Here is a 17,722-nt window from a genome sequence, read left to right as displayed (position 1 = left end):
TGCCAGCCTTCTCCGCTTGGCCGGCTGCGCTCGCCCGACCAGCTCCGCCGGCCAAGCTACTCGTGGCGGAGCGGCCTACCGCGCACTAACTTTACCCTTGGACCACCTCGTGGGGGCCGACCACGGGCGCAGACGGAATTGCTGGGCGCACCTCTGGGGCTGATCATGGCGTCGGCGGCGGGTCGCCCATTCTCCAACGATGCGAAGGCTGCCGGTAAAACCGGCCGCGCGCAGGCGTCGCCATAGTTCGGCACCGTTTCGGCACCCGGCCATCCGTTCAGCGTCAAACCTGAGCAGAAAGACTTCTAGGCTGCTCTGGCGAGCCCGGAACATCTCTGGCTGCTTGAGTCACCTTTGCATCTGTGCGAGCTATCAACATAGGATATTATGCTTGATTATGGTGCATCGGCACTGGGATCGATGTCGTGAAGGCAGGGGGACCAATCTAGAACTCTGCCGACCACACCCTGCCACACCACAGCCAAAATGGGACGCTCCCAAGCAACCCTCCCGAGAGCCACGGAGGCTTGACCAACAGCCGAACGCTTCGCTAGACTAAAAGCCCCTAACAGCTTGTTCTAGCGAGGCTTTCAGACTTCTTCAGGATTACGTATGGATCACCTTCCCGTACGCGTCGAGCACGCTCTCGTGCATCATCTCCGAGAGCGTCGGGTGCGGGAAGACCGTGTGCATCAGCTCTTCCTCGGTGCTCTCGAGGTTCATCGCCACGACGTAGCCCTGGATCAGCTCGGTCACCTCCGCGCCGACCATGTGGGCGCCGAGCAGCTGGCCGGTCTTTGCATCGAACACCGTCTTGATCAGGCCGTCCGGCTCGCCGAGCGCGATGGCTTTGCCGTTGCCCGCGAAGGGGAAGCGGCCGACCTTGACCGCGAAGCCCTGCTCCTTGGCCTTGGCCTCGGTGAGGCCGACGCTGGCGATCTGGGGCTGGCAATAGGTGCAGCCCGGGATCTTGCCCTTGTCCATCGGATGGGTGTGCAGGCCCTTGATGGTCTCGATGCAGATCACGCCCTCGTGCTCGGCCTTGTGGGCGAGCATCGGCGGCCCGGCCACGTCGCCGATGGCGTAGAGGCCCGGCACGTTGGTGCGCCCGAGCCCGTCGGTGACGACGATGCCGCGCTCGATCGTGACGCCGAGCTTCTCGAGGCCGATCCCCTCGATGTTGCCGACGACGCCGACCGCCGAGATCAGCTTCTCGGCCGTGATCTGCTGCGCCTTGCCGTCCGCGCCCTCGATCGTCGCGGTCACCGCGTTCGCGCCCTTCTCGACCTTCGTCACCTTGGCGCCGGTGAGGATCTTGATGCCCTGCTTCTCGAAGCGCTTGCGGGCGAGGCCGGCGATCTCCGCATCCTCGACGGGCAGGATCTGCGGCAGCAGCTCCACCACCGTCACCTCCGCGCCCATGGTGCGGTAGAACGAGGCGAACTCGATGCCGATCGCGCCCGAGCCCATCACCAGCAGGCTCTTGGGCATCGCCTCGGGCACCATCGCCTCGTAATAGGTCCAGATCTGCTTCTTGTCGGGCTCGATGCCGGGGATCGCGCGCGGGCGCGCCCCGGTCGCCACGATGATGTGCTTGGCCGCATACGTGCCCGCGCCCTTGGCGCCCTTCGGGGCCTCGGCGCGCTTGGTCTCCTTCACGGTGACCTGGCCCGGCTGGTTGCCCTTGGCGACGGAATCGACCGCGGCCTCGCCCCAGATCACGTCGACCTTGTTCTTCTTCAGCAGCATGCCGACGCCGCCGTTGAGCCGGCTCGAGACGCCGCGCGAGCGCTTGACGATGGCGGCCGTGTCGAAGCCGACCTTCTCGGCGGTGAGGCCGTAATCGCCGGGGTGCTGCAGGTAATGGTAGATCTCGGCCGAGCGCAGCAGGGCCTTGGTGGGGATGCAGCCCCAGTTCAGGCAGATGCCGCCCAGGTGCTCGCGATCGACCACCGCGGTCTTGAACCCGAGCTGGGCCGCGCGGATCGCCGTGACGTAGCCGCCGGGGCCCGCGCCGATGATGAGGACGTCGTAGGTGTCGGACATGGAATGCTCCGCGCTCTCTGCCGTCCTCAGACCAGCATGCCCATCGGGTTCTCGATCAGGGCCTTGAAGGCCGAGATCAGCTCGGCGCCGAGCGCCCCGTCGAGCACGCGGTGGTCGCAGGAGAGCGTCGCGGTCATCACCAGCGCCACGGCCGGCGCGCCGTCACGCACCACGACGCGCTTCTCGCCCGCACCCACCGCCAGGATCGAGGATTGCGGCGGGTTGATCACCGCGGTGAAGTGCTTGATCCCGAACATGCCGAGGTTCGACACCGAGGTGACGCCGCCCTGGTACTCCTCGGGCTTCAGCTTCTTGGCCCGCGCCCGGCCGGCGAAGTCCTTCATCTCGTTCGAGATGGTGGAGAGCGTCTTCTGGTCGGCTTTGCGGATCACCGGCGTGAACAGGCCGCCGTCGATCGCCACCGCCACGCCGACCTCGGCGTGCTTGAAGCGCAGGATCCGGTCCTCGGCCCAGACCGCGTTGGCGGCGGGCGTGCGGGTGAGCGCGAGGCCCATCGCCTTGATGACGAAGTCGTTAACCGAGAGCTTGAACAGCGGCTTGCCGTCCTTGTCCTTGCCGGCCGCGGCGTTCAGCGTCTCGCGCAGCTTCATCAGCGCGTCGAGCTCGCAATCCACCGTGAGGTAGAAGTGTGGGGCCACCTGCATCGCCTCGGTGAGGCGCTTGGCGATGGTCTTGCGCATGCCGTCGAGGGGCACCTCCTCGAAGCTGCCCTTCTCGTAGAAGCCCCGCACCTGGTCGGTGGTGAGCCCGGCGGGCGCGCCGGCCGCGGCCTTCGGCGCGGGCGCCGCAGCCTTCGGGGCCTCGGCGGCTCTGGGCGCCTCGGCAGCGGGAGCCGCCGGCTTGGCCGGCCCGGCGGCCTTGGCGGCCTGGACGTCGCGGGCGATGATGCGGCCGTGGGGGCCCGAGCCCTGGACGGAGTCGAGCGCGACGCCCTCCTGCTTGGCGATCCGGCGCGCCAGCGGCGAGGCGAAGACGCGCCCGCCCGTCTCCTGCGGCGCGGCGGCGGGCGTCGCCCCCTCCGGCGCCACGTTCACCCGCTCGTACGACATGTGCCCGCCACCCGGCGTGGTGTTCTGCCCGGCCGCCGGGGCCTCCGTCTGCGCGGGCGCGGGCGCCGCCTCCGCCTTCGGGGCGCCGCCGCCCGGCGCCTGGACGCTGCCTGGATCCTCGCCCTCGGCGGCGATGATGGCGATCAGGTCGTTGACCGGCACGTCGGCCGTGCCCTCGGGCACCAGAATCTTGGCGAGCACGCCCTCGTCGATGGCCTCGACCTCCATCGTGGCTTTGTCGGTCTCGATCTCGGCCAGCACGTCGCCGGACTTGATCGCGTCGCCCTCCTTCTTCAGCCACTTGGCGAGGTTGCCCTTCTCCATCGTCGGAGAGAGGGCGGGCATCAGGACGTTGATGGGCATGGGCGTTGGATCCTGATCGGCCGTTCGGCTGCGGGGGTCGGTCGGGGTGGCGGGGCGGTCAGTTGAAGCTGTCCGGATCGAGGCTCTCGGCTTCCAGCCCGGCGCGGATGCGCTGGAACGCCTCCTCCTCCGACATCTCGGTCTCCAGCGCGTAGGCGCGGGCCGCCTGCCGGGCGAGATCGATCAGGAGGCGGCCCCAGGTGGCGGGATCGTCGAAGGCGCGCCGCAAGGCCACGCTCACCGCGCCGTCGACCACCGCGCAGCGCAGCACCTCGACGCCGCCGTGCTCGACGGCGTCGGGCGGAATGGCGAGTTCCTCGAAGCTCTGGCTCATCGGGCGCTGCACGCTGCCCACCCCTCGGCGGAGTGGGGTTGGGATGGGAGACGAGGCGCGCGGCGGCGCCTCACTTGTAGCAGACGCTCTTGGCCGCCTCGACCACCTCGGCCACGTTCGGCAGCGCGAGCTTCTCGAGATTGGCCGCGTAGGGCATCGGCACGTCCTTGCCGGTGATGCGCAGGACCGGGGCGTCGAGGTAGTCGAAGGCGTCGACCATCAGGCGGGCGACGATCTCGGCGCCGATGCCGCTCTGGGGGAAGCCCTCCTCGACGGTGATGCAGCGCCCGGTCTTCTTCACCGATTCGACCACGGTGTCGGTGTCCATCGGGCGGATCGTGCGCAGGTCGATCACCTCGGCCTCGATGCCCTGCTCGGCCAGCGCCTGCGCGGCCTTCAGGGCGTAGGTCATGCCGATGGCGAAGGACACGATGGTCACGTCGGTGCCCGGGCGGTGGATCCTGGCCTTGCCGATGGGCAGCACGAAGTCGTCGAGCTTCGGCACCGGGAAGGACTGCCCGTACAGGATCTCGTTCTCGAGGAAGATCACCGGGTTCGGGTCGCGGATCGCGGCCTTCAGCAGGCCCTTGGCATCGGAGGCCGTGTAGGGCGCGATCACCTTGAGGCCCGGCACGTTCGAGTACCACGCCGAGTAATCGTGGCTGTGCTGGGCGCCGACGCGGGCGGCCGCGCCGTTGGGGCCGCGGAACACGATCGGGCATCCGAGCTGGCCGCCCGACATGTAGAGGGTCTTGGCGGCCGAGTTGATGATGTGGTCGATCGCCTGCATGGCGAAGTTGAAGGTCATGAACTCGACCACGGGCTTGAGGCCCGAGAGCGCCGCGCCGACGCCGATGCCGGCGAAGCCGTGCTCGGTGATCGGGGTGTCGACCACGCGCCGGGCGCCGAACTCCTGGAGCAGCCCCTGCGTGACCTTGTAGGCGCCCTGGTACTCGGCGACCTCCTCGCCCATGACGAAGACGTCGCCGTCGCGGCGCATCTCCTCCGCCATGGCGTCCCGCAGCGCCTCGCGCACCGTCATGGTGACCATCGGCGTGTCGGCGGGGAACTCCTCCATCACCGGGGCCGGGGCCTTGTTGGTGATGGTGGCGGGCGCGGCCGGCGCGCGGGGCGCGTCGTCGCCGGTCTTGGCGGCGGGCGCCGGGGCCTGGGCGAGGCCCTCAGCCTGCATGTCCGGCGTCGGGGCGGGATGGCCCTCGGCCGAGCCGTTCGGCTTCTTGCCCCCGCCCGAGGCCGCGGCCGCCGCGACGTCCTCGCCCTCGCCCGCGATGATCGCGATCGGGGTGTTGACCGCGACGCCCTCGGTGCCCTCGGCCACGAGGATCTTGGCGAGCACGCCCTCGTCGATGGCCTCGACCTCCATCGTGGCCTTGTCGGTCTCGATCTCGGCCAGCACGTCGCCGGACTTGATCGAGTCCCCCTCCTTCTTGAGCCATTTGGACAGCTTGCCCTCTTCCATGGTCGGAGAGAGGGCGGGCATCAGGATGTCGGTCGCCATGTCTTGCTCTGTCGTGGGGCGGCGGGGCGGCCTGGAAGGCGGGGTCTTGCGGGGCGGCGCCGGCTCGGTCCGGATCCGGTCGATCCCTTCGGGAGGGTGGATCCGGGCCTCGCTCGAGCGCCGCGCCGGCTTGATCGGGTACGGTCTCCGGCCGGATCGACCGGAGCCCGGCTCAGGCGCTCGCTTCGAGCAGGATGTCGGTCCACAGCTCGGACGGATCCGGCTCGGGATCGTTGGTGGCGAATTCGGCGGAGTCGTTGACGGTCTCGCGCACCTTGGCGTCCGTCGCCTTCAGCTCGGCCTCGGGCACGCCGTGCAGCTCGATCAGGCGCTTGCGCACCATCTCGATCGGGTCGTGCTCGTCGCGCATCTTCGAGACCTCGTCCTTCGACCGGTACTTGGCCGGATCGGACATCGAGTGGCCGCGATAGCGGTAGGTCTGCATCTCGAGGATGTAGGGGCCCTGGCCGGAGCGGGCATGCTCGATGGCGCGGGTCGCCGCCTCGCGCACCGTCCGCACGTCCATGCCGTCGACCTGCTCGCCCGGGATGCCGAAGGAGAGGCCGCGCTTCGAGAAGTCCGTCTGCGCCGAGGCCCGGGCGACCGAGGTGCCCATGGCGTAGCGGTTGTTCTCGATCACGTAGACGACCGGCAGCTTCCACAGCGCGGCCATGTTGAAGCTCTCGTAGACCTGGCCCTGGTTCGCGGCGCCGTCGCCCATGTAGGTCAGGCTGACCTTGCCGTTCTCGCGGTAGGCGTCGGCGAAGGCGAGGCCGGTGCCGAGCGAGACCTGGGCGCCGACGATGCCGTGGCCGCCGAAGAATTGCTTCTCGCGGGAGAACATGTGCATCGAGCCGCCCTTGCCGCGGCTGTAGCCGCCGCGGCGCCCGGTCAGCTCGGCCATCACGCCCTTCGGGTCCATGCCGCAGGCGAGCATGTGGCCGTGGTCGCGGTAGCCGGTGATGACCTGGTCGCCGTCGACCGAGGCCATCTGCATGCCGATCACCACGGCTTCCTGGCCGATATAGAGGTGGCAGAAGCCGCCGATCAGGCCCATGCCGTAGAGCTGCCCCGCCTTCTCCTCGAAACGGCGGATCAGCAGCATCTCGTGATAGGCGTGAAGGTCTTCCTCGCGGGTGAACTGGGGCGCGTTGGGCGCCGGCCGGTGCTCGGCTTCCGCGTCGGGGGTTACGGATTTCGGCGTCGGCTCGCCCGCATCCTTGGCGGCATCCATCGGCTAGCTCCCCGAAAATTATCCGTTCCGGGGTCGGTTTAGGCCAGCTTGCGGCGGATTGCGAGGGGCGCTCCTCTGACAGGGACCTGCCGTTGTCAGGACGGTGCAACCGCCAGTTTCATCAGGGGTTGATGACGACGACGTCGTTGGCGTGCACGCGCCCGAGGACGACGCGGGCGCGCTCCTCCAGGAGGTCGCGGTCGATCTGCTCGCTGCGCAGCAGGGCGACCCGGTGCTCCCAGGTGGCGCGCTCGGCCTTGGCCGCCGCCAGTTCCTGCGACAACCCGTAGGCCTGGATCTTCAGGGCCTTCTTGGCCTCCAGGCCGCGATTCCCGTTCTCCGCCTGGTAGACGAAGTAGCCCACGACGAGCGCCGACAGGGTCCAAAGACCGAGCGGGAGCACGACCATTCTGACGCGGCGACGGACGACCATGGGGCGACCATCGCCGCACAGGGTTGATAAGGGCTTAACGGAACTGCGCGCAGCCATGGGCGAGGACGAGGCCGGCGGCCTCCTGGGCGAATCCCGCCTGGTACTCGGCGCGGATCTCCCGGAGCGCGGCGAGCACCTCTTGCGTGTCCGGGGCGACGATCAGGACGATGCGGGCCGGCTCGTGCATCGGGCGCCCGTCCGCGCGGCGCCACTGGCCCGCGCCGTTCAGGACGGTGAGGCCCTGCGGGAAGCGCGGCGTGATGCGCTCGGCGAGGAAGCGGCGCCAGGCCCGGTCCGGGATGCGGCGCCCGTCGGGCCGCCGCAATCCGAGCAGGAGCTGCGCGGAGATCACCGGCTCGGCCCCCGCGCAGAGCGCCTCCGCCCGCGCGAGCGGCGCGGATCGGAGGGTGCAGACCAGGGCGGATCCCAGCCCGCAGAGCAGGATGCCGGCGGCCCGGGTCCGCCGGCGCAGGCCGCGCCTCAGCGGCCGAACTGCTTGATCGCGGTGCGGCCGGCGTAGAGCGCCTGGGGCCCGAGGCCCTCCTCGATCCGGATCAGCTGGTTGTACTTGGCCAGTCTGTCCGAGCGGGCGAGTGACCCGGTCTTGATCTGCCCGCAATTCGTGGCGACCGCGAGGTCGGCGATGGTCGAATCCTCGGTCTCGCCGGAGCGGTGGGACATCACCGCGGTATAGCCGGCGCGCTGGGCCATATCGACGGCGGCCAGCGTCTCGGTGAGCGAGCCGATCTGGTTGACCTTGATCAGGATCGAGTTGCCGGTGGCCTCCGCGATGCCGCGCGACAGGCGCTCGACATTGGTCACGAAGAGGTCGTCGCCGACGAGCTGGCAGCGGGCGCCGATCTTGTCGGTGAGCAGCTTCCAGCCCGCCCAATCGTCCTCGGACATGCCGTCCTCGATCGACAGGATCGGGTACTTCGCCACCAGCTCGGCGAGGTAATCGACCTGGGCCTCGATCGAGCGGGTCTTGCCCTCGCCCTCGTAATGGTAGGCGCCGTCCTTGAAGAACTCGGTGGCCGCGCAGTCGAGCGCGAGCACCATGTCGGTGCCGGGCTTGAAGCCCGCGGCCTGGATCGATTCCATCACGAAGTCGAGGGCGGCCTCGGCCGAGGGGAGGTTCGGGGCGAAGCCGCCCTCGTCGCCGACATTCGTGTTGTGGCCGGCCTTCTTCAGGCGGCCCTTCAGGGTGTGGAACACCTCCGAGCCCATCCGCACCGCCTCGGCGATCGAATCGGCGCCGACCGGCATGATCATGAATTCCTGGAAGTCGATCGGGTTGTCGGCATGCGCCCCGCCGTTGATGATGTTCATCATCGGCACCGGCAGCACCCGGCCCTGCACGCCGCCGACGTAGCGGTAGAGCGGCAGGCCGGCGGTCTCGGCCGCGGCCTTGGCGACGGCGAGCGAGACGCCGAGGATCGCGTTGGCGCCGAGCCGCGCCTTGTTCGGGGTGCCGTCGAGGTGGATCATCGCCTCGTCGACGGCGACCTGATCCTCGGCGTCCATGCCCCCGATGGTGTCGAGGATCTCGGTCTGCACCGCCTCGACCGCCTGGAGCACGCCCTTGCCGCCGTAGCGGGATTTGTCGCCGTCGCGCAGCTCCACCGCCTCGTGCGCGCCGGTCGAGGCGCCCGAGGGAACGGCGGCGCGGCCGAAGGAGCCGTCCTCCAGCAGCACATCCACCTCGACGGTGGGATTGCCGCGGCTGTCGAGGATCTCGCGGGCGGCGATGTTGGTGATCGCGGTCATGGAAATCCCCTCAGGTTCCGTCCGGCCGTCTGCGGGCGCCCCGTCGAATCCGGGCGCGGCGCGCTCGCGCGGCTTATCGGCCAACCGTGGCCGCGCGGCAAGCGCCCGCAGGGCCCGGATGCCGGTGCCCTGTCGCGCCTGCGACGCTGCATTGAGCCCGGGCCGGATGCAAGGCCGCCGCGGCCGGGCTATAGGGGCCCGATGACGACCGAGACCCTGCAACTCGGGCAGGCGACCGCCCTGCCCGCCACCCCCGACGAGGCCCGGCTCGACCGGGTGCCCAACCCGCATCCGGACACGGATTACTGCGCGCGCTTCACCGCGCCGGAATTCACCTCGCTCTGCCCCGTCACCGGGCAGCCGGATTTCGCGATCCTGGTGATCGACTACGTGCCGGATCGCTGGCTCGTCGAGTCGAAGTCGCTGAAGCTCTATCTCGGGGCGTTCCGCAACCACGGCGCCTTCCACGAGGATTGCACGGTGGCGATCGGCAAGACCCTCGCGACGCTGCTGGAGCCGCGCTACCTGCGGATCGGCGGGTTCTGGTACCCGCGGGGCGGCATCCCCATCGACGTGTTCTGGCAGACCGGTGAGCCGCCCCGCACAGTCTGGCTGCCCGATCCCGGCGTGCCGCCCTATCGCGGACGCTGATTGCCCGTTCGAGCCCCTGAGCACACGTCCCGCACCCCTGCTCCGCCCATGAAAAAGGGGACCGGCCTGAGCCGATCCCCTCTCGTCTGCAGCGCGGGCTGCGTTATTCAGTAGCCGTAGCCGTAGGCCGGGGCTCCGTAGCCGTAGCCGCCACCGTAGCCGTAGGCCGGACGGGCGTAGCCGTCGCGGTAATAGGCGTCGCGCGCCGCGCCGGCCGCGATCGCACCGGCCGCGAGGCCCGCGATGCCGAGGCCCACGGCCGCGCCGGTGCCGATGCCGCGCCGACCGCCGCGATAGCCGTAGCCGGCGCCGTAATGGTTGCCGTAGCCGTGGCCGTAATAGCCGCGCGGACGCGCGTCGGCCGCGGTGACGGACAGGGCGCCGATGCTCAGGGCGGCGGCGGAGATGATGGCGAACTTGCGCATAGAATCCCTTTCTCGATCATCGATCGGATTGCGGGTTCAACGCGAGAGCGGCCAAGCCGTTCCAAGAAAGCCCGGCGCGCTATAGAATCGAGGACCGTCCCGTCCGCCGCTTCGACGCGGATGAGCTTCCGCTGGACGGTCGCGCAGCACCGCAGCGCCTGTCCGAGACCTGCGCCGGGCCGCGGATCGGGGACGGGCCGCCCTTGCGGCCCCGGCCCGGGCGTGGTCGATGAGCCGCGACGCGCAGAGGATCGGGAGCGCCGCGGAATGATCCACAGGACGGCGGCGACGGGGTTCCGGGCCCCGGAGGTCTACCGCTCCGGCCGGCCCGATTATCCGCCCGGCCTGACGGCCTGGCTCGGCGAGGCGCTGGCGCTCGGCCCGGGACGCAGCGTCCTCGATCTCGGCTCAGGCACGGGCAAGTTCCTGCCGAACCTGCGCGCCACCGGGGCGCGCCTCCTGGCGGTCGAGCCCGAGGCGGCGATGCGCGCCGCGCTCGTCGCGGCCCACCCGGACGCGACCGCGCTCGCCGGCACCGCGGAGGCGATCCCGCTGCCCGATGCCAGCCTCGACGCGGTGGTCTGCGCCCAGGCCTTCCACTGGTTCGCCACCCCGGCCGCCCTCGCCGAGATCGCCCGCGTCCTGCGGCCCGGCGGTGCCCTCGGCCTCGTCTGGAACATCCGGGACCAGCGCGTGCCCTGGGTCGCCGCGCTCGGCGCCCTGATGGCGCCCTACGAGGGCGACGCCCCGCGCTTCCACACCGGCACCTGGGCCGAGGTCTTCCCGGCGCCGGGATTCGGGCCGCTGCGGGAGGCGCGCTTCCCGAACGCCCATCGCGGATCGCCGGAGGCGGTGATCGTCGATCGCACCCTGTCGGTGAGCTTCATCGCGGCCCTGCCCGAACCCGAGCGCGCGGCGCTCGCGGCCCGCGTGCGCGCCCTGATCACCGAGACGCCCGAGCTCGCCGGCCGCGACAGCGTGACCTTCCCGTACGAGACCGCGGCCTATCACGCCCTGCGCCTGTGACGCCGCCCGTTTCCGGCCCTGGCCGGACCACCCCTCGCCCGCCACAGGGATCCCAGCCGTGAACGCACAGACCCTCATCCTCGAGACCTTCGCGCCGGTCGCGGGCCGCCGCATCCTCGATATCGGCTGCGGGCCGGGCGCGCTCGCGGCGATCCTCGCCGAGGCGGGCGCGGCGGTGACCGGGATCGACCCCGGTCCGGAAGCGATCGCGGCGGCGACCGCGCGGGTGCCGGGTGCGCGCTTCGTCCTCGGCTCCGCGGAGTCGCTGCCGGTGCCGGATGCGAGCTTCGCGGGCGCGGTCTTCCTGAACGCGCTCCACCACGTGCCGGACCCGGGCGCCGGGCTCGCGGAGGCCGCCCGCGCGCTCAGCCCCGGCTCGGCGATCGTGGTGGTGGAACCCCTGGCCGAGGGCAGCTTCTTCGCCGCGCTCCGGCCCATCGAGGACGAGACCGCGGTGCGGCGCGCGGCGCAGGCCGCGATCGCGGCGGCCGTCGAGGCGGGCCGGCTGGCTTGCGCGCGCGACATTACCTTCGCGCGCCGCGAGCTTTTCCCGGATCTGGAGGCGTTCCTGGAGCGCGTCGCTACGGTGGACCCGGCTCGCCGCACCGCGTTCCGCGACAACGCCGACGCGATCCGCGCCGCCTTCGCCGAGGCGGCCGAGCCGGCCGAGACCGGTTACGCGCTGGTGCAGCCGCTGCGGGCGCACGTGCTCGTCACGCCCATGGGCTGATCCGGCCATCCGCGCCGGGATGCCGGCTCACGCGCCGCCGCGCGCGGCCAGACGCGCCTCCAGTTCGGCGATCCGTTCGTGGAGCGGGGCCACCGCGGCCTCGATCTCGGCGGCCGTGAAGCGGGGCGTGATGTGCTGCGGGCAGTTCCAGTCGAACGCCTCGACGGTGACGGTGACGAGCCGCTCGATCCGGGCGCGGTAGCCCGGCACGGCGAGCCGTTCCGCGAGGTCCGGCCGCGCATCCGGCTCGTGGGCGTGCAGGCGCCCGAGCAGCTTGAGGCGCCGCCGGTGCGGATAATCCATGAAGAACAGCGAGACCCTGTCGTCTGCCGCCGTGTTGCCGGCCGAGACGTATTGGCGGTTGCCCGCGAATTCCGCCCATCCGATCGTGCGCGCGTCGAGGCGGCGCACGAAGCCGGCCGGTCCGCCGCGGTGCTGGACATAGGGCCAGCCCGTCTCCGAGACGCTGGCGAGATAGAAGCTGTCTCGCTCGGCGATGAAGCCGGCCTCCGCCTCGGAGAGCCCGTCTTCCTCGGCGTGGCCGCCCTGACCGGCCTGCGCGTAGGCGGCGCGCGAGCCTCTGCGGGCCTGCTCGGCCTGGACGGCGGGTGTGAAGGCGAGGTCGAAGAATCGGTGTCTCATGGCGATCTCCCGTCGGGCGGCGCGGGATCGGGGGATCCCGCGCGGATGCGCGGCCGGCCGGGCGGCCGAACGCGGAGGCGTGGGCGGGGGGAACCGGCCCGTGGCCGGCTCAGCGGCCGGTCAGCGTGCGGTCGAGGAAGCCGCGGATCAGCGGGCCCATCTCGTCGAGCTTGTCCTCGAGGGCGAAATGGCCGGTGTCGATGAAGTGCATCTCCGCGTCGGGCAGGTCGCGCCGGTAGGGATGGGCGCCCTCGGCCGGGAAGATCGTATCGTTCCGGCCCCACACGATCAGCGTCGGCGGCTTGCGCGTGCGGAAGAAGTCCTGGAAGGCCGGATAGAGCGCGACGTTGGTGCCGTAATCGCGAAACAGGTCGAGCTGGATCTCCCGGTTGCCCGGCCGGTCGAGCAGAGCCTGATCGTGGACCCAGTTGTCGGGATCGATCCGCGAGACGTCCTTGACCCCGTCGACGTACTGGAACTTCGTCGATGCCGGTTCGAGCAGGACGCCGAGGGCCTCGCGCCGGGCCGGAATGTCCTCGCGCCAATAGGCCTTGATCGGGTCCCAGAATGCCGTCAGGCCCTCCGCGTAGGCGTTCCCGTTCTGGACGATCAGCGCGCTGACCCGCTCGGGATGCTTGAGGGCGAGCCGGTATCCGACGGGCGCGCCGTAATCCATCACGTACAGCGCGTAGCGGGTCGCGCCGAGCTGACCGAGCAGCCCGTCCACGATGTCGGCGAAATGCCCGAACGTGTAGGCGAAGGCCGTGTGGTCCGGCGCGTCGCTCTGGCCGAAGCCCGGATAATCCGGCGCGATGACGTGGTAGCGGTCCGAGAGGAGCGGGATGAGGTTGCGGAACATGTGCGAGGAGGTCGGGAACCCGTGCAGCAGGAGCACGACCGGCGCGTCCTTTGGGCCGGCCTCGCGGTAGAACACGCGCACGCCGTCGACCTCGGCGGTCCGGTGATGGGTCACGCCGCCCGACCGCGCGGGCGCGGCGGCCGGCTCCGCGGACCGGGCGGGGGTCGCCAGGGCGGTGGCGGCAAGCAGGAGCGGGATGATCAGGGGGCGCATCGGGTCTCTCCTCAGGGGCGCCGTCGCCGGCCCTCGCGGGGCCGCGCAGACTGCGGTTCGGCCATGGGCTCTGAGGTAGACCTGCCCTGATCCCGGCATAAGCCGTCGCTTTTGAGAAGCTTCCTTCCGGAGATTGGAAGGCCGGCGCCGGCACTACAGCGCGGCGAGGCGGGTCCGCAGACGGGGCACGGCCCAGTCGAGGAAGGCCCGGACCTTCAGCGGCAGCAGGCCGCGCTCGGGATGGATGAAGCTCACCGGCAGCGGCTCCGGCTCGAAGGCGTCGAGCAGCACTCGCAGCGTCCCGGCCCGGATCTCGTCGGCGGCTTGGTAGGAGAGCACCCGCGTGACGCCGAGGCCGCCCCGCGCCGCATCGACGGCGGCCTCGGCCCCGTTCACCGCGAGTCGCGGGCGGATCGGGATCGTCAGCGGTGCGCCCGCGCGCCGGAAGCGCCAGTCGGCGGTCGCCGGAAAGCCCTCGAAGGTGACGGCGTCGTGCGCGGCGAGATCCTCGGGCTCGGTCGGCGTGCCGCGGCGCGCGAGGTAGTCCGGACTGGCGCAGGCGATGCGGCGCACGCTGCCGATCCGCGTTGCCACCAGGGCGCTGTCGGCGAGCGGCCCGATCCGGAGCGCGGCGTCGATCTGGTCATCGACGAGGTTCACGCTTCGGTCGCTCAGGACCAGGCGAACTGCGATCTCCGGCTGGGCCTCGAGGAAGCCGGTCACGATCGGCAGGAGGTGGCGCCGGCCGAACACCGCCGGCGCGGTAAGGGTCAGCTCGCCCCGCGGCGCGCTGTACTCGCCGCTCGCGGCGCGCTCGGCCTCTTGGACCTGATCGAGGATGCGCCTCGCCGCCGCGACGTAGGCCTGTCCCGCCTCGGTCAGGGCGATGCGCCGGCTCGTACGGGTCAGGAGGCGCGTGCGCAGGTGCCGCTCGAGGTCGGCGACCTTGCGGCTCACGGTGGTCAGCGGCAGGCGCAGGCGGCGCGCCCCCGCCGAGAGGCTGCCCGCCTCGACCACGGCGAGCAGAACCGACATGGCGTCCAAGCGATCCATCGCGCCTTCCGCAATCCGGGACCCTGTGGGCCGACTATCCGGGATGCGGCCGGTTTCCGGAAGCGACGATGCGCAAGCCGCGCGGGCCGGAGGGAGGCCTAGCGGGCTGCCTTGGCCAAGCGGTCGAAGGCGACGAGATCGGCGAGCAGCGCCGGCATCTCGGAGAGCGGCACCATGTTGGGCCCGTCCGAGGGCGCCCGGTCGGGATCCTGGTGGGTCTCGATGAAGACGCCCGCCACGCCCACCGCCACCGCGGCGCGGGCCAGCACCGGCACGAACTCGCGCTGGCCGCCCGAGCTCGCGCCCTGGCCGCCCGGCTGCTGCACGGAGTGGGTCGCGTCGAACACCACCGGGGCGCCCCCCGTGACCCGCGCCATGATGGGCAGGCTGCGCATGTCCGAGACCAGGGTGTTGTAGCCGAAGGAGGCGCCGCGCTCGGTGACGATCACGTTCGGGTTGCCGGCCTCGGTGATCTTGGCGGCGACATGCGCCATGTCCCAGGGCGCCAGGAACTGCCCCTTCTTGACGTTGACGGCGCGCCCCGTCGCGGCGGCGGCCAGCAGCAGGTCGGTCTGCCGGCAGAGGAAGGCCGGGATCTGCAGCACGTCGACGACCTCGGCGACGGGGCCGCATTGCTCGGCCGCGTGCACGTCGGTGAGGACGGGCAGGCCCAGGCTCTCGCGGATCTCGGCGAAGATCGGCAGCGCGCCCGCGAGCCCGACGCCGCGCGCGGCGCTGCCGGAGGTCCGGTTCGCCTTGTCGAAGGAGGCCTTGAACACGAGGCCGATCCCGAGCCGCGCCGTCATCGCCTTCAGCGCGGCGGCGATCTCCAGGGCGTGCGCGCGGCTCTCGAGCTGGCACGGCCCGGCGATCAGGGCGAGCGGCAGGTGGTTGCCGAAGACGGCGGCGCCGACCGTGACGGTGGCGGGAGCGTTGGCGGGATGGCTCGACATCCCGGCGGTCTACCCGAGCCGGCGCCCGCGCGGAAGATCCGCCTTGCGGACCGGTGCCGCCCGGCCCGCCTCGACGACGCAGACGCTGAGGAGGCCCGCGAGGCTGTCCGCCCGCGGCCCCGTCTCGCAGCGCAGCCGCACCCGGCCGGTCCCGTCCTGCCGCGGCGCCGCGGCGAGGAGCGAATCCTGGTGGAGGCGCAGGGCCAGGGTCTGCGCATCCGCGAGGCCCGCCCGCCCGAGGGCCTGCGCGGCGAGCCCGACCAGGGTGAAGAACCCCCGGGCCGGCTGCCGATCGAGCGAGCCGATCACGATCCGGGCGGGCGCCCGGCAATCGAGGCTCATCCGGTCGGCATCGGCCGCGCGGAACACCGCGCCGGGCTCGGCCCGCCCGGCGAGCGAGGCGCCGGTGACGCGGATCACCCGCGCGGTCAGCGCGTCGCAGGATCCTGCCCGCGCGGGCGCGGGCAGGATCAGGAGCAGAAGGGGCAGGAGCAGGCAGGCGCGCATGGTCACGACCACTACTCCGCCGCCGGCCCGGCGTGAACCGCCCCCGCCGATCAGGCCGGCAGCCACTCGCCGCTCGGGCTGCGGCAGACGAGGCCGCCGGACACGGCCACCGTCCCCGCGCCCTCGAGCACGACGTCGCTGTCCGATCGGCGGCAGACGCGCCCGGCTTCCGCGACCGCGGGCTTCGGCTTCACGGTGATCTCGCGCCGCCGCCGGTCGGCGCCGACATAGCTGAGATATTGCGTGCGGTTGGTGGCCGCCGCCACGACCTGGGCCCGGCGGATGCGCGCGCGATCCTGCTCGTCGAGGGCGGTGAGCACGGCGCAGCCGACGCTTCCCACCGCGGCGCCGATCAGAGCTCCGCGCTGTCCCCCCGCCGCTGCGCCGATCGCCGTGCCGATCAGCGTCGTCGCCGTGCAGCGCAGCACCGCATTCTCCACCGGCCCGGCCTGGCCGCCCGCGCCGCCCCCGCCCATGCAGCCGCCCACGAGGAGCGCCACACCCAGTGCAGCGCCGCCGGCCGGCCAGTTCCCCCTGATCGTCATCCTCGGTCCCCCGGCCGGTGAATGTGCGCCCGCGCGGCGCGGCCCGAGCCGCGCGGGGAACGGCGCCTCTCAGAACTGGCTGTCCTCGACGCGCTCGATCTCGAAGCGGATCTCGTCGGTCTTCGTCGCGGTGACGCCGAGGAAGCTCACCAGCGGATCGGAGATTCGCCCGGAGGCGGTGCCGCCCTTGATCGCGAGCTCGAGATTGCGCGAGCCGCCGAAGGGGTATTTCGCCCGCTCGCGACCGTCCTTGGGCGGGTTCTGCGCATCCGGCAGCCAGAGCTGGGCGAAGATCCCGTCCGAGCGGACCTCGCAGGTCTCGCCCCGGCAGAGCATCTTGCCGCCGACCGGGGTGGCCACCGTCTTCGACAAGGTCGATTCGACCCAGCTGTTGACGAGCTCGCCCTGCGCGGTCGCGGCCAGGCGCAGCTGCATCGGCGCGCGCTGGTCGACGTAGCGGATGAAGCCCGCGTAGACCCGCAGGGATACCGGCACCGGCTGGAGCCGCGGCAATCCGTCGGAACGGGTGCCGGCCAGCACGCCCCTCGATCCGAGGATCAGGGCGCGGGCGAATTCGAGGCTGGCGCTGTCCCCGGGAGCGGCGCCCGCGAGATAGACCTCCGCCCGCCCGAAATCGACGCCGCCGTGCTCGGCGAGCGCGAAGCCGCGCTGGCGCGCGGCCGGGACGTCGCCGCCCTCGGACGCCGGCGCGACCTGGAACGGGCTCACCAGGACGAAGCGCGGCAGGCCGTAATTCGGGTCGGCGAGCCGGCCGGCGTTCTGTAGGGCGCCGAGGATCGAGCCGGCCTTCTGGGGCTGGGCCGCGATCGCCTCGGCGCGCTTGGCGACCTGCGCCAGCGCCCGCGCGATCCCGCCCGAGAAGCCGTCACGGGCCTTCTTCATCTGCGCGTCCGAGCCGCCGCCGAGGAAGACGTCCCAGCGGGTGTCGGCGCCGCGCGCCCGCTCGATCTCCTCGGCCGGCAGGTTAGGCGAGCAGCCGACGAAGAGCGGCAGCAATTCGCGCCCGTCCCGCCGGGCGACCAGCACCGTCAGCCGCTCGCGCGGCGCCAGCGTGCCGACCCCGATCTCGCGGGCATCGGCGGCATCCACGACGATGCGCTTCCAGAGCTGGTTGGCCTCCGGCTTGGCCTCGACCATCGCCTCGTCGAGCACGACCACGGTCTGGCGCAGCGGGCGCGGCTCGCGCTCGCGCGGGCAGCTCGCTTCCTGGCGCACGACCTCGTAGGCGGCGGCGGGCCAGGGGGCGACCAGAGCCGCCGCCAGAGCCGCCGCCAAGGCGGCGCGGAGGAGCGGGCGTCGGACGGGCTGCATCGGTCTGCCTCGGGCGCGGG

At 71.7% G+C, this 17,722-nt stretch carries 19 protein-coding genes and 1 pseudogene; 3 read left to right on the top strand and 17 right to left on the bottom strand.

Features of this window, described 5'->3' with window-relative positions; all coding sequences use genetic code 11:
- Positions 1-122: 122 nt before the first annotated feature.
- From ACS5RC_RS20170 to eno, 9 genes and pseudogenes are all read right to left on the bottom strand, one after another.
- A pseudogene (locus ACS5RC_RS20170) lies at positions 123-336 on the bottom strand (ISL3-like element ISMex26 family transposase); the annotation flags it as partial.
- Between the two features lie 270 nt (positions 337-606).
- Positions 607-2,046: a dihydrolipoyl dehydrogenase gene (gene lpdA, locus ACS5RC_RS20165; protein ID WP_478345687.1), complete on the bottom strand. Its 1,440-nt coding sequence runs from the start codon at positions 2,044-2,046 to the stop codon at positions 607-609.
- A gap of 26 nt (positions 2,047-2,072) precedes the next feature.
- Positions 2,073-3,479: a pyruvate dehydrogenase complex dihydrolipoamide acetyltransferase gene (locus ACS5RC_RS20160; RefSeq protein ID WP_478345686.1), complete on the bottom strand. Its 1,407-nt coding sequence runs from the start codon at positions 3,477-3,479 to the stop codon at positions 2,073-2,075.
- Positions 3,480-3,537: 58 nt separating this feature from the next.
- The gene (locus tag ACS5RC_RS20155) at positions 3,538-3,813 is read right to left on the bottom strand and encodes a DUF5076 domain-containing protein (protein WP_478345685.1); all 276 of its coding nucleotides are present in this window, start codon (positions 3,811-3,813) and stop codon (positions 3,538-3,540) included.
- A 70-nt stretch (positions 3,814-3,883) separates the two neighbouring features.
- Positions 3,884-5,332, bottom strand: a complete 1,449-nt coding sequence (locus ACS5RC_RS20150) for a pyruvate dehydrogenase complex E1 component subunit beta (RefSeq protein ID WP_478345684.1) — start codon at positions 5,330-5,332, stop codon at positions 3,884-3,886.
- A 172-nt stretch (positions 5,333-5,504) separates the two neighbouring features.
- On the bottom strand, positions 5,505-6,566 hold the full coding sequence (gene pdhA, locus ACS5RC_RS20145) for a pyruvate dehydrogenase (acetyl-transferring) E1 component subunit alpha (protein ID WP_478345683.1): 1,062 nt from the start codon (positions 6,564-6,566) through the stop codon (positions 5,505-5,507).
- A gap of 121 nt (positions 6,567-6,687) precedes the next feature.
- The gene (locus tag ACS5RC_RS20140; protein WP_478345682.1) at positions 6,688-6,999 is read right to left on the bottom strand and encodes an FtsB family cell division protein; all 312 of its coding nucleotides are present in this window, start codon (positions 6,997-6,999) and stop codon (positions 6,688-6,690) included.
- A 34-nt stretch (positions 7,000-7,033) separates the two neighbouring features.
- Positions 7,034-7,351, bottom strand: coding sequence for a DUF3574 domain-containing protein (locus ACS5RC_RS20135; RefSeq protein ID WP_478345681.1), 318 nt, complete (start codon positions 7,349-7,351; stop codon positions 7,034-7,036).
- 128 nt (positions 7,352-7,479) lie between these two features.
- Positions 7,480-8,766 (bottom strand): phosphopyruvate hydratase, encoded by a 1,287-nt coding sequence (gene eno / locus ACS5RC_RS20130; RefSeq protein WP_478345680.1) that lies wholly within the window; start codon positions 8,764-8,766, stop codon positions 7,480-7,482.
- A 201-nt stretch (positions 8,767-8,967) separates the two neighbouring features.
- On the opposite strand from eno, the gene queF reads away from it, so the two are divergent.
- Entirely contained in the window at positions 8,968-9,417 is a 450-nt protein-coding gene (gene queF / locus ACS5RC_RS20125; protein WP_478345679.1) for a preQ(1) synthase, read from the top strand.
- Positions 9,418-9,524: 107 nt separating this feature from the next.
- Here queF and ACS5RC_RS20120 read toward each other — a convergent pair whose 3' ends face one another.
- Complete coding sequence (locus tag ACS5RC_RS20120; protein ID WP_478345678.1) at positions 9,525-9,842, bottom strand: hypothetical protein; 318 nt, start codon at positions 9,840-9,842, stop codon at positions 9,525-9,527.
- A 267-nt stretch (positions 9,843-10,109) separates the two neighbouring features.
- Between ACS5RC_RS20120 and ACS5RC_RS20115 the strand changes: the two genes are divergently transcribed.
- The gene (locus ACS5RC_RS20115) at positions 10,110-10,868 is read left to right on the top strand and encodes a class I SAM-dependent methyltransferase (RefSeq protein ID WP_478345677.1); all 759 of its coding nucleotides are present in this window, start codon (positions 10,110-10,112) and stop codon (positions 10,866-10,868) included.
- A 58-nt stretch (positions 10,869-10,926) separates the two neighbouring features.
- Positions 10,927-11,598 carry a class I SAM-dependent methyltransferase gene (locus ACS5RC_RS20110; protein ID WP_478345676.1) on the top strand — a complete coding sequence of 224 codons (672 nt, stop codon included), beginning with the start codon at positions 10,927-10,929 and terminating at the stop codon, positions 11,596-11,598.
- A gap of 27 nt (positions 11,599-11,625) precedes the next feature.
- On the opposite strand, the gene ACS5RC_RS20105 is transcribed toward ACS5RC_RS20110, so the two are convergent.
- The 7 genes from ACS5RC_RS20105 to ACS5RC_RS20075 form a co-directional block, all read right to left on the bottom strand.
- Positions 11,626-12,240 (bottom strand): pyridoxamine 5'-phosphate oxidase family protein, encoded by a 615-nt coding sequence (locus tag ACS5RC_RS20105; protein WP_478345675.1) that lies wholly within the window; start codon positions 12,238-12,240, stop codon positions 11,626-11,628.
- Between the two features lie 109 nt (positions 12,241-12,349).
- Positions 12,350-13,312, bottom strand: a complete 963-nt coding sequence (locus ACS5RC_RS20100; RefSeq protein ID WP_478345674.1) for an alpha/beta fold hydrolase — start codon at positions 13,310-13,312, stop codon at positions 12,350-12,352.
- 153 nt (positions 13,313-13,465) lie between these two features.
- Positions 13,466-14,365 (bottom strand): LysR family transcriptional regulator, encoded by a 900-nt coding sequence (locus tag ACS5RC_RS20095; protein WP_478345673.1) that lies wholly within the window; start codon positions 14,363-14,365, stop codon positions 13,466-13,468.
- A gap of 98 nt (positions 14,366-14,463) precedes the next feature.
- Positions 14,464-15,318: a 3-deoxy-8-phosphooctulonate synthase gene (gene kdsA / locus ACS5RC_RS20090; RefSeq protein WP_478345672.1), complete on the bottom strand. Its 855-nt coding sequence runs from the start codon at positions 15,316-15,318 to the stop codon at positions 14,464-14,466.
- Between the two features lie 9 nt (positions 15,319-15,327).
- The gene (locus ACS5RC_RS20085) at positions 15,328-15,825 is read right to left on the bottom strand and encodes a hypothetical protein (RefSeq protein WP_478345701.1); all 498 of its coding nucleotides are present in this window, start codon (positions 15,823-15,825) and stop codon (positions 15,328-15,330) included.
- Positions 15,826-15,875: 50 nt separating this feature from the next.
- On the bottom strand, positions 15,876-16,370 hold the full coding sequence (locus ACS5RC_RS20080; RefSeq protein WP_478345671.1) for a hypothetical protein: 495 nt from the start codon (positions 16,368-16,370) through the stop codon (positions 15,876-15,878).
- A gap of 69 nt (positions 16,371-16,439) precedes the next feature.
- Entirely contained in the window at positions 16,440-17,702 is a 1,263-nt protein-coding gene (locus ACS5RC_RS20075; protein WP_478345670.1) for a hypothetical protein, read from the bottom strand.
- Between the last annotated feature and the right edge of the window lie 20 nt (positions 17,703-17,722).

The sequence above is a fragment of the Methylobacterium sp. HJ2 genome (genome assembly GCF_056431005.1).
Note: the sequence above shows the minus strand (reverse complement) of the source record. Positions and strands in the feature narration are given on the sequence as shown.

Coding starts and splice junctions, on each gene's coding strand:
- ACS5RC_RS20160 (WP_478345686.1), bottom strand. CDS start 3,479: ATGCCCATCAACGTCCTGATGCCCGCCCTCTCTCCGACGATGGAGAAG.
- kdsA (WP_478345672.1), bottom strand. CDS start 15,318: ATGTCGAGCCATCCCGCCAACGCTCCCGCCACCGTCACGGTCGGCGCC.
- ACS5RC_RS20080 (WP_478345671.1), bottom strand. CDS start 16,370: ATGACGATCAGGGGGAACTGGCCGGCCGGCGGCGCTGCACTGGGTGTG.
- queF (WP_478345679.1), top strand. CDS start 8,968: ATGACGACCGAGACCCTGCAACTCGGGCAGGCGACCGCCCTGCCCGCC.
- ACS5RC_RS20115 (WP_478345677.1), top strand. CDS start 10,110: ATGATCCACAGGACGGCGGCGACGGGGTTCCGGGCCCCGGAGGTCTAC.
- lpdA (WP_478345687.1), bottom strand. CDS start 2,046: ATGTCCGACACCTACGACGTCCTCATCATCGGCGCGGGCCCCGGCGGC.
- ACS5RC_RS20155 (WP_478345685.1), bottom strand. CDS start 3,813: ATGAGCCAGAGCTTCGAGGAACTCGCCATTCCGCCCGACGCCGTCGAG.
- ACS5RC_RS20120 (WP_478345678.1), bottom strand. CDS start 9,842: ATGCGCAAGTTCGCCATCATCTCCGCCGCCGCCCTGAGCATCGGCGCC.
- ACS5RC_RS20140 (WP_478345682.1), bottom strand. CDS start 6,999: ATGGTCGTCCGTCGCCGCGTCAGAATGGTCGTGCTCCCGCTCGGTCTT.
- ACS5RC_RS20100 (WP_478345674.1), bottom strand. CDS start 13,312: ATGCGCCCCCTGATCATCCCGCTCCTGCTTGCCGCCACCGCCCTGGCG.
- ACS5RC_RS20150 (WP_478345684.1), bottom strand. CDS start 5,332: ATGGCGACCGACATCCTGATGCCCGCCCTCTCTCCGACCATGGAAGAG.
- ACS5RC_RS20095 (WP_478345673.1), bottom strand. CDS start 14,365: ATGGATCGCTTGGACGCCATGTCGGTTCTGCTCGCCGTGGTCGAGGCG.
- ACS5RC_RS20075 (WP_478345670.1), bottom strand. CDS start 17,702: ATGCAGCCCGTCCGACGCCCGCTCCTCCGCGCCGCCTTGGCGGCGGCT.
- ACS5RC_RS20105 (WP_478345675.1), bottom strand. CDS start 12,240: ATGAGACACCGATTCTTCGACCTCGCCTTCACACCCGCCGTCCAGGCC.
- eno (WP_478345680.1), bottom strand. CDS start 8,766: ATGACCGCGATCACCAACATCGCCGCCCGCGAGATCCTCGACAGCCGC.
- pdhA (WP_478345683.1), bottom strand. CDS start 6,566: ATGGATGCCGCCAAGGATGCGGGCGAGCCGACGCCGAAATCCGTAACC.
- ACS5RC_RS20085 (WP_478345701.1), bottom strand. CDS start 15,825: ATGCGCGCCTGCCTGCTCCTGCCCCTTCTGCTCCTGATCCTGCCCGCG.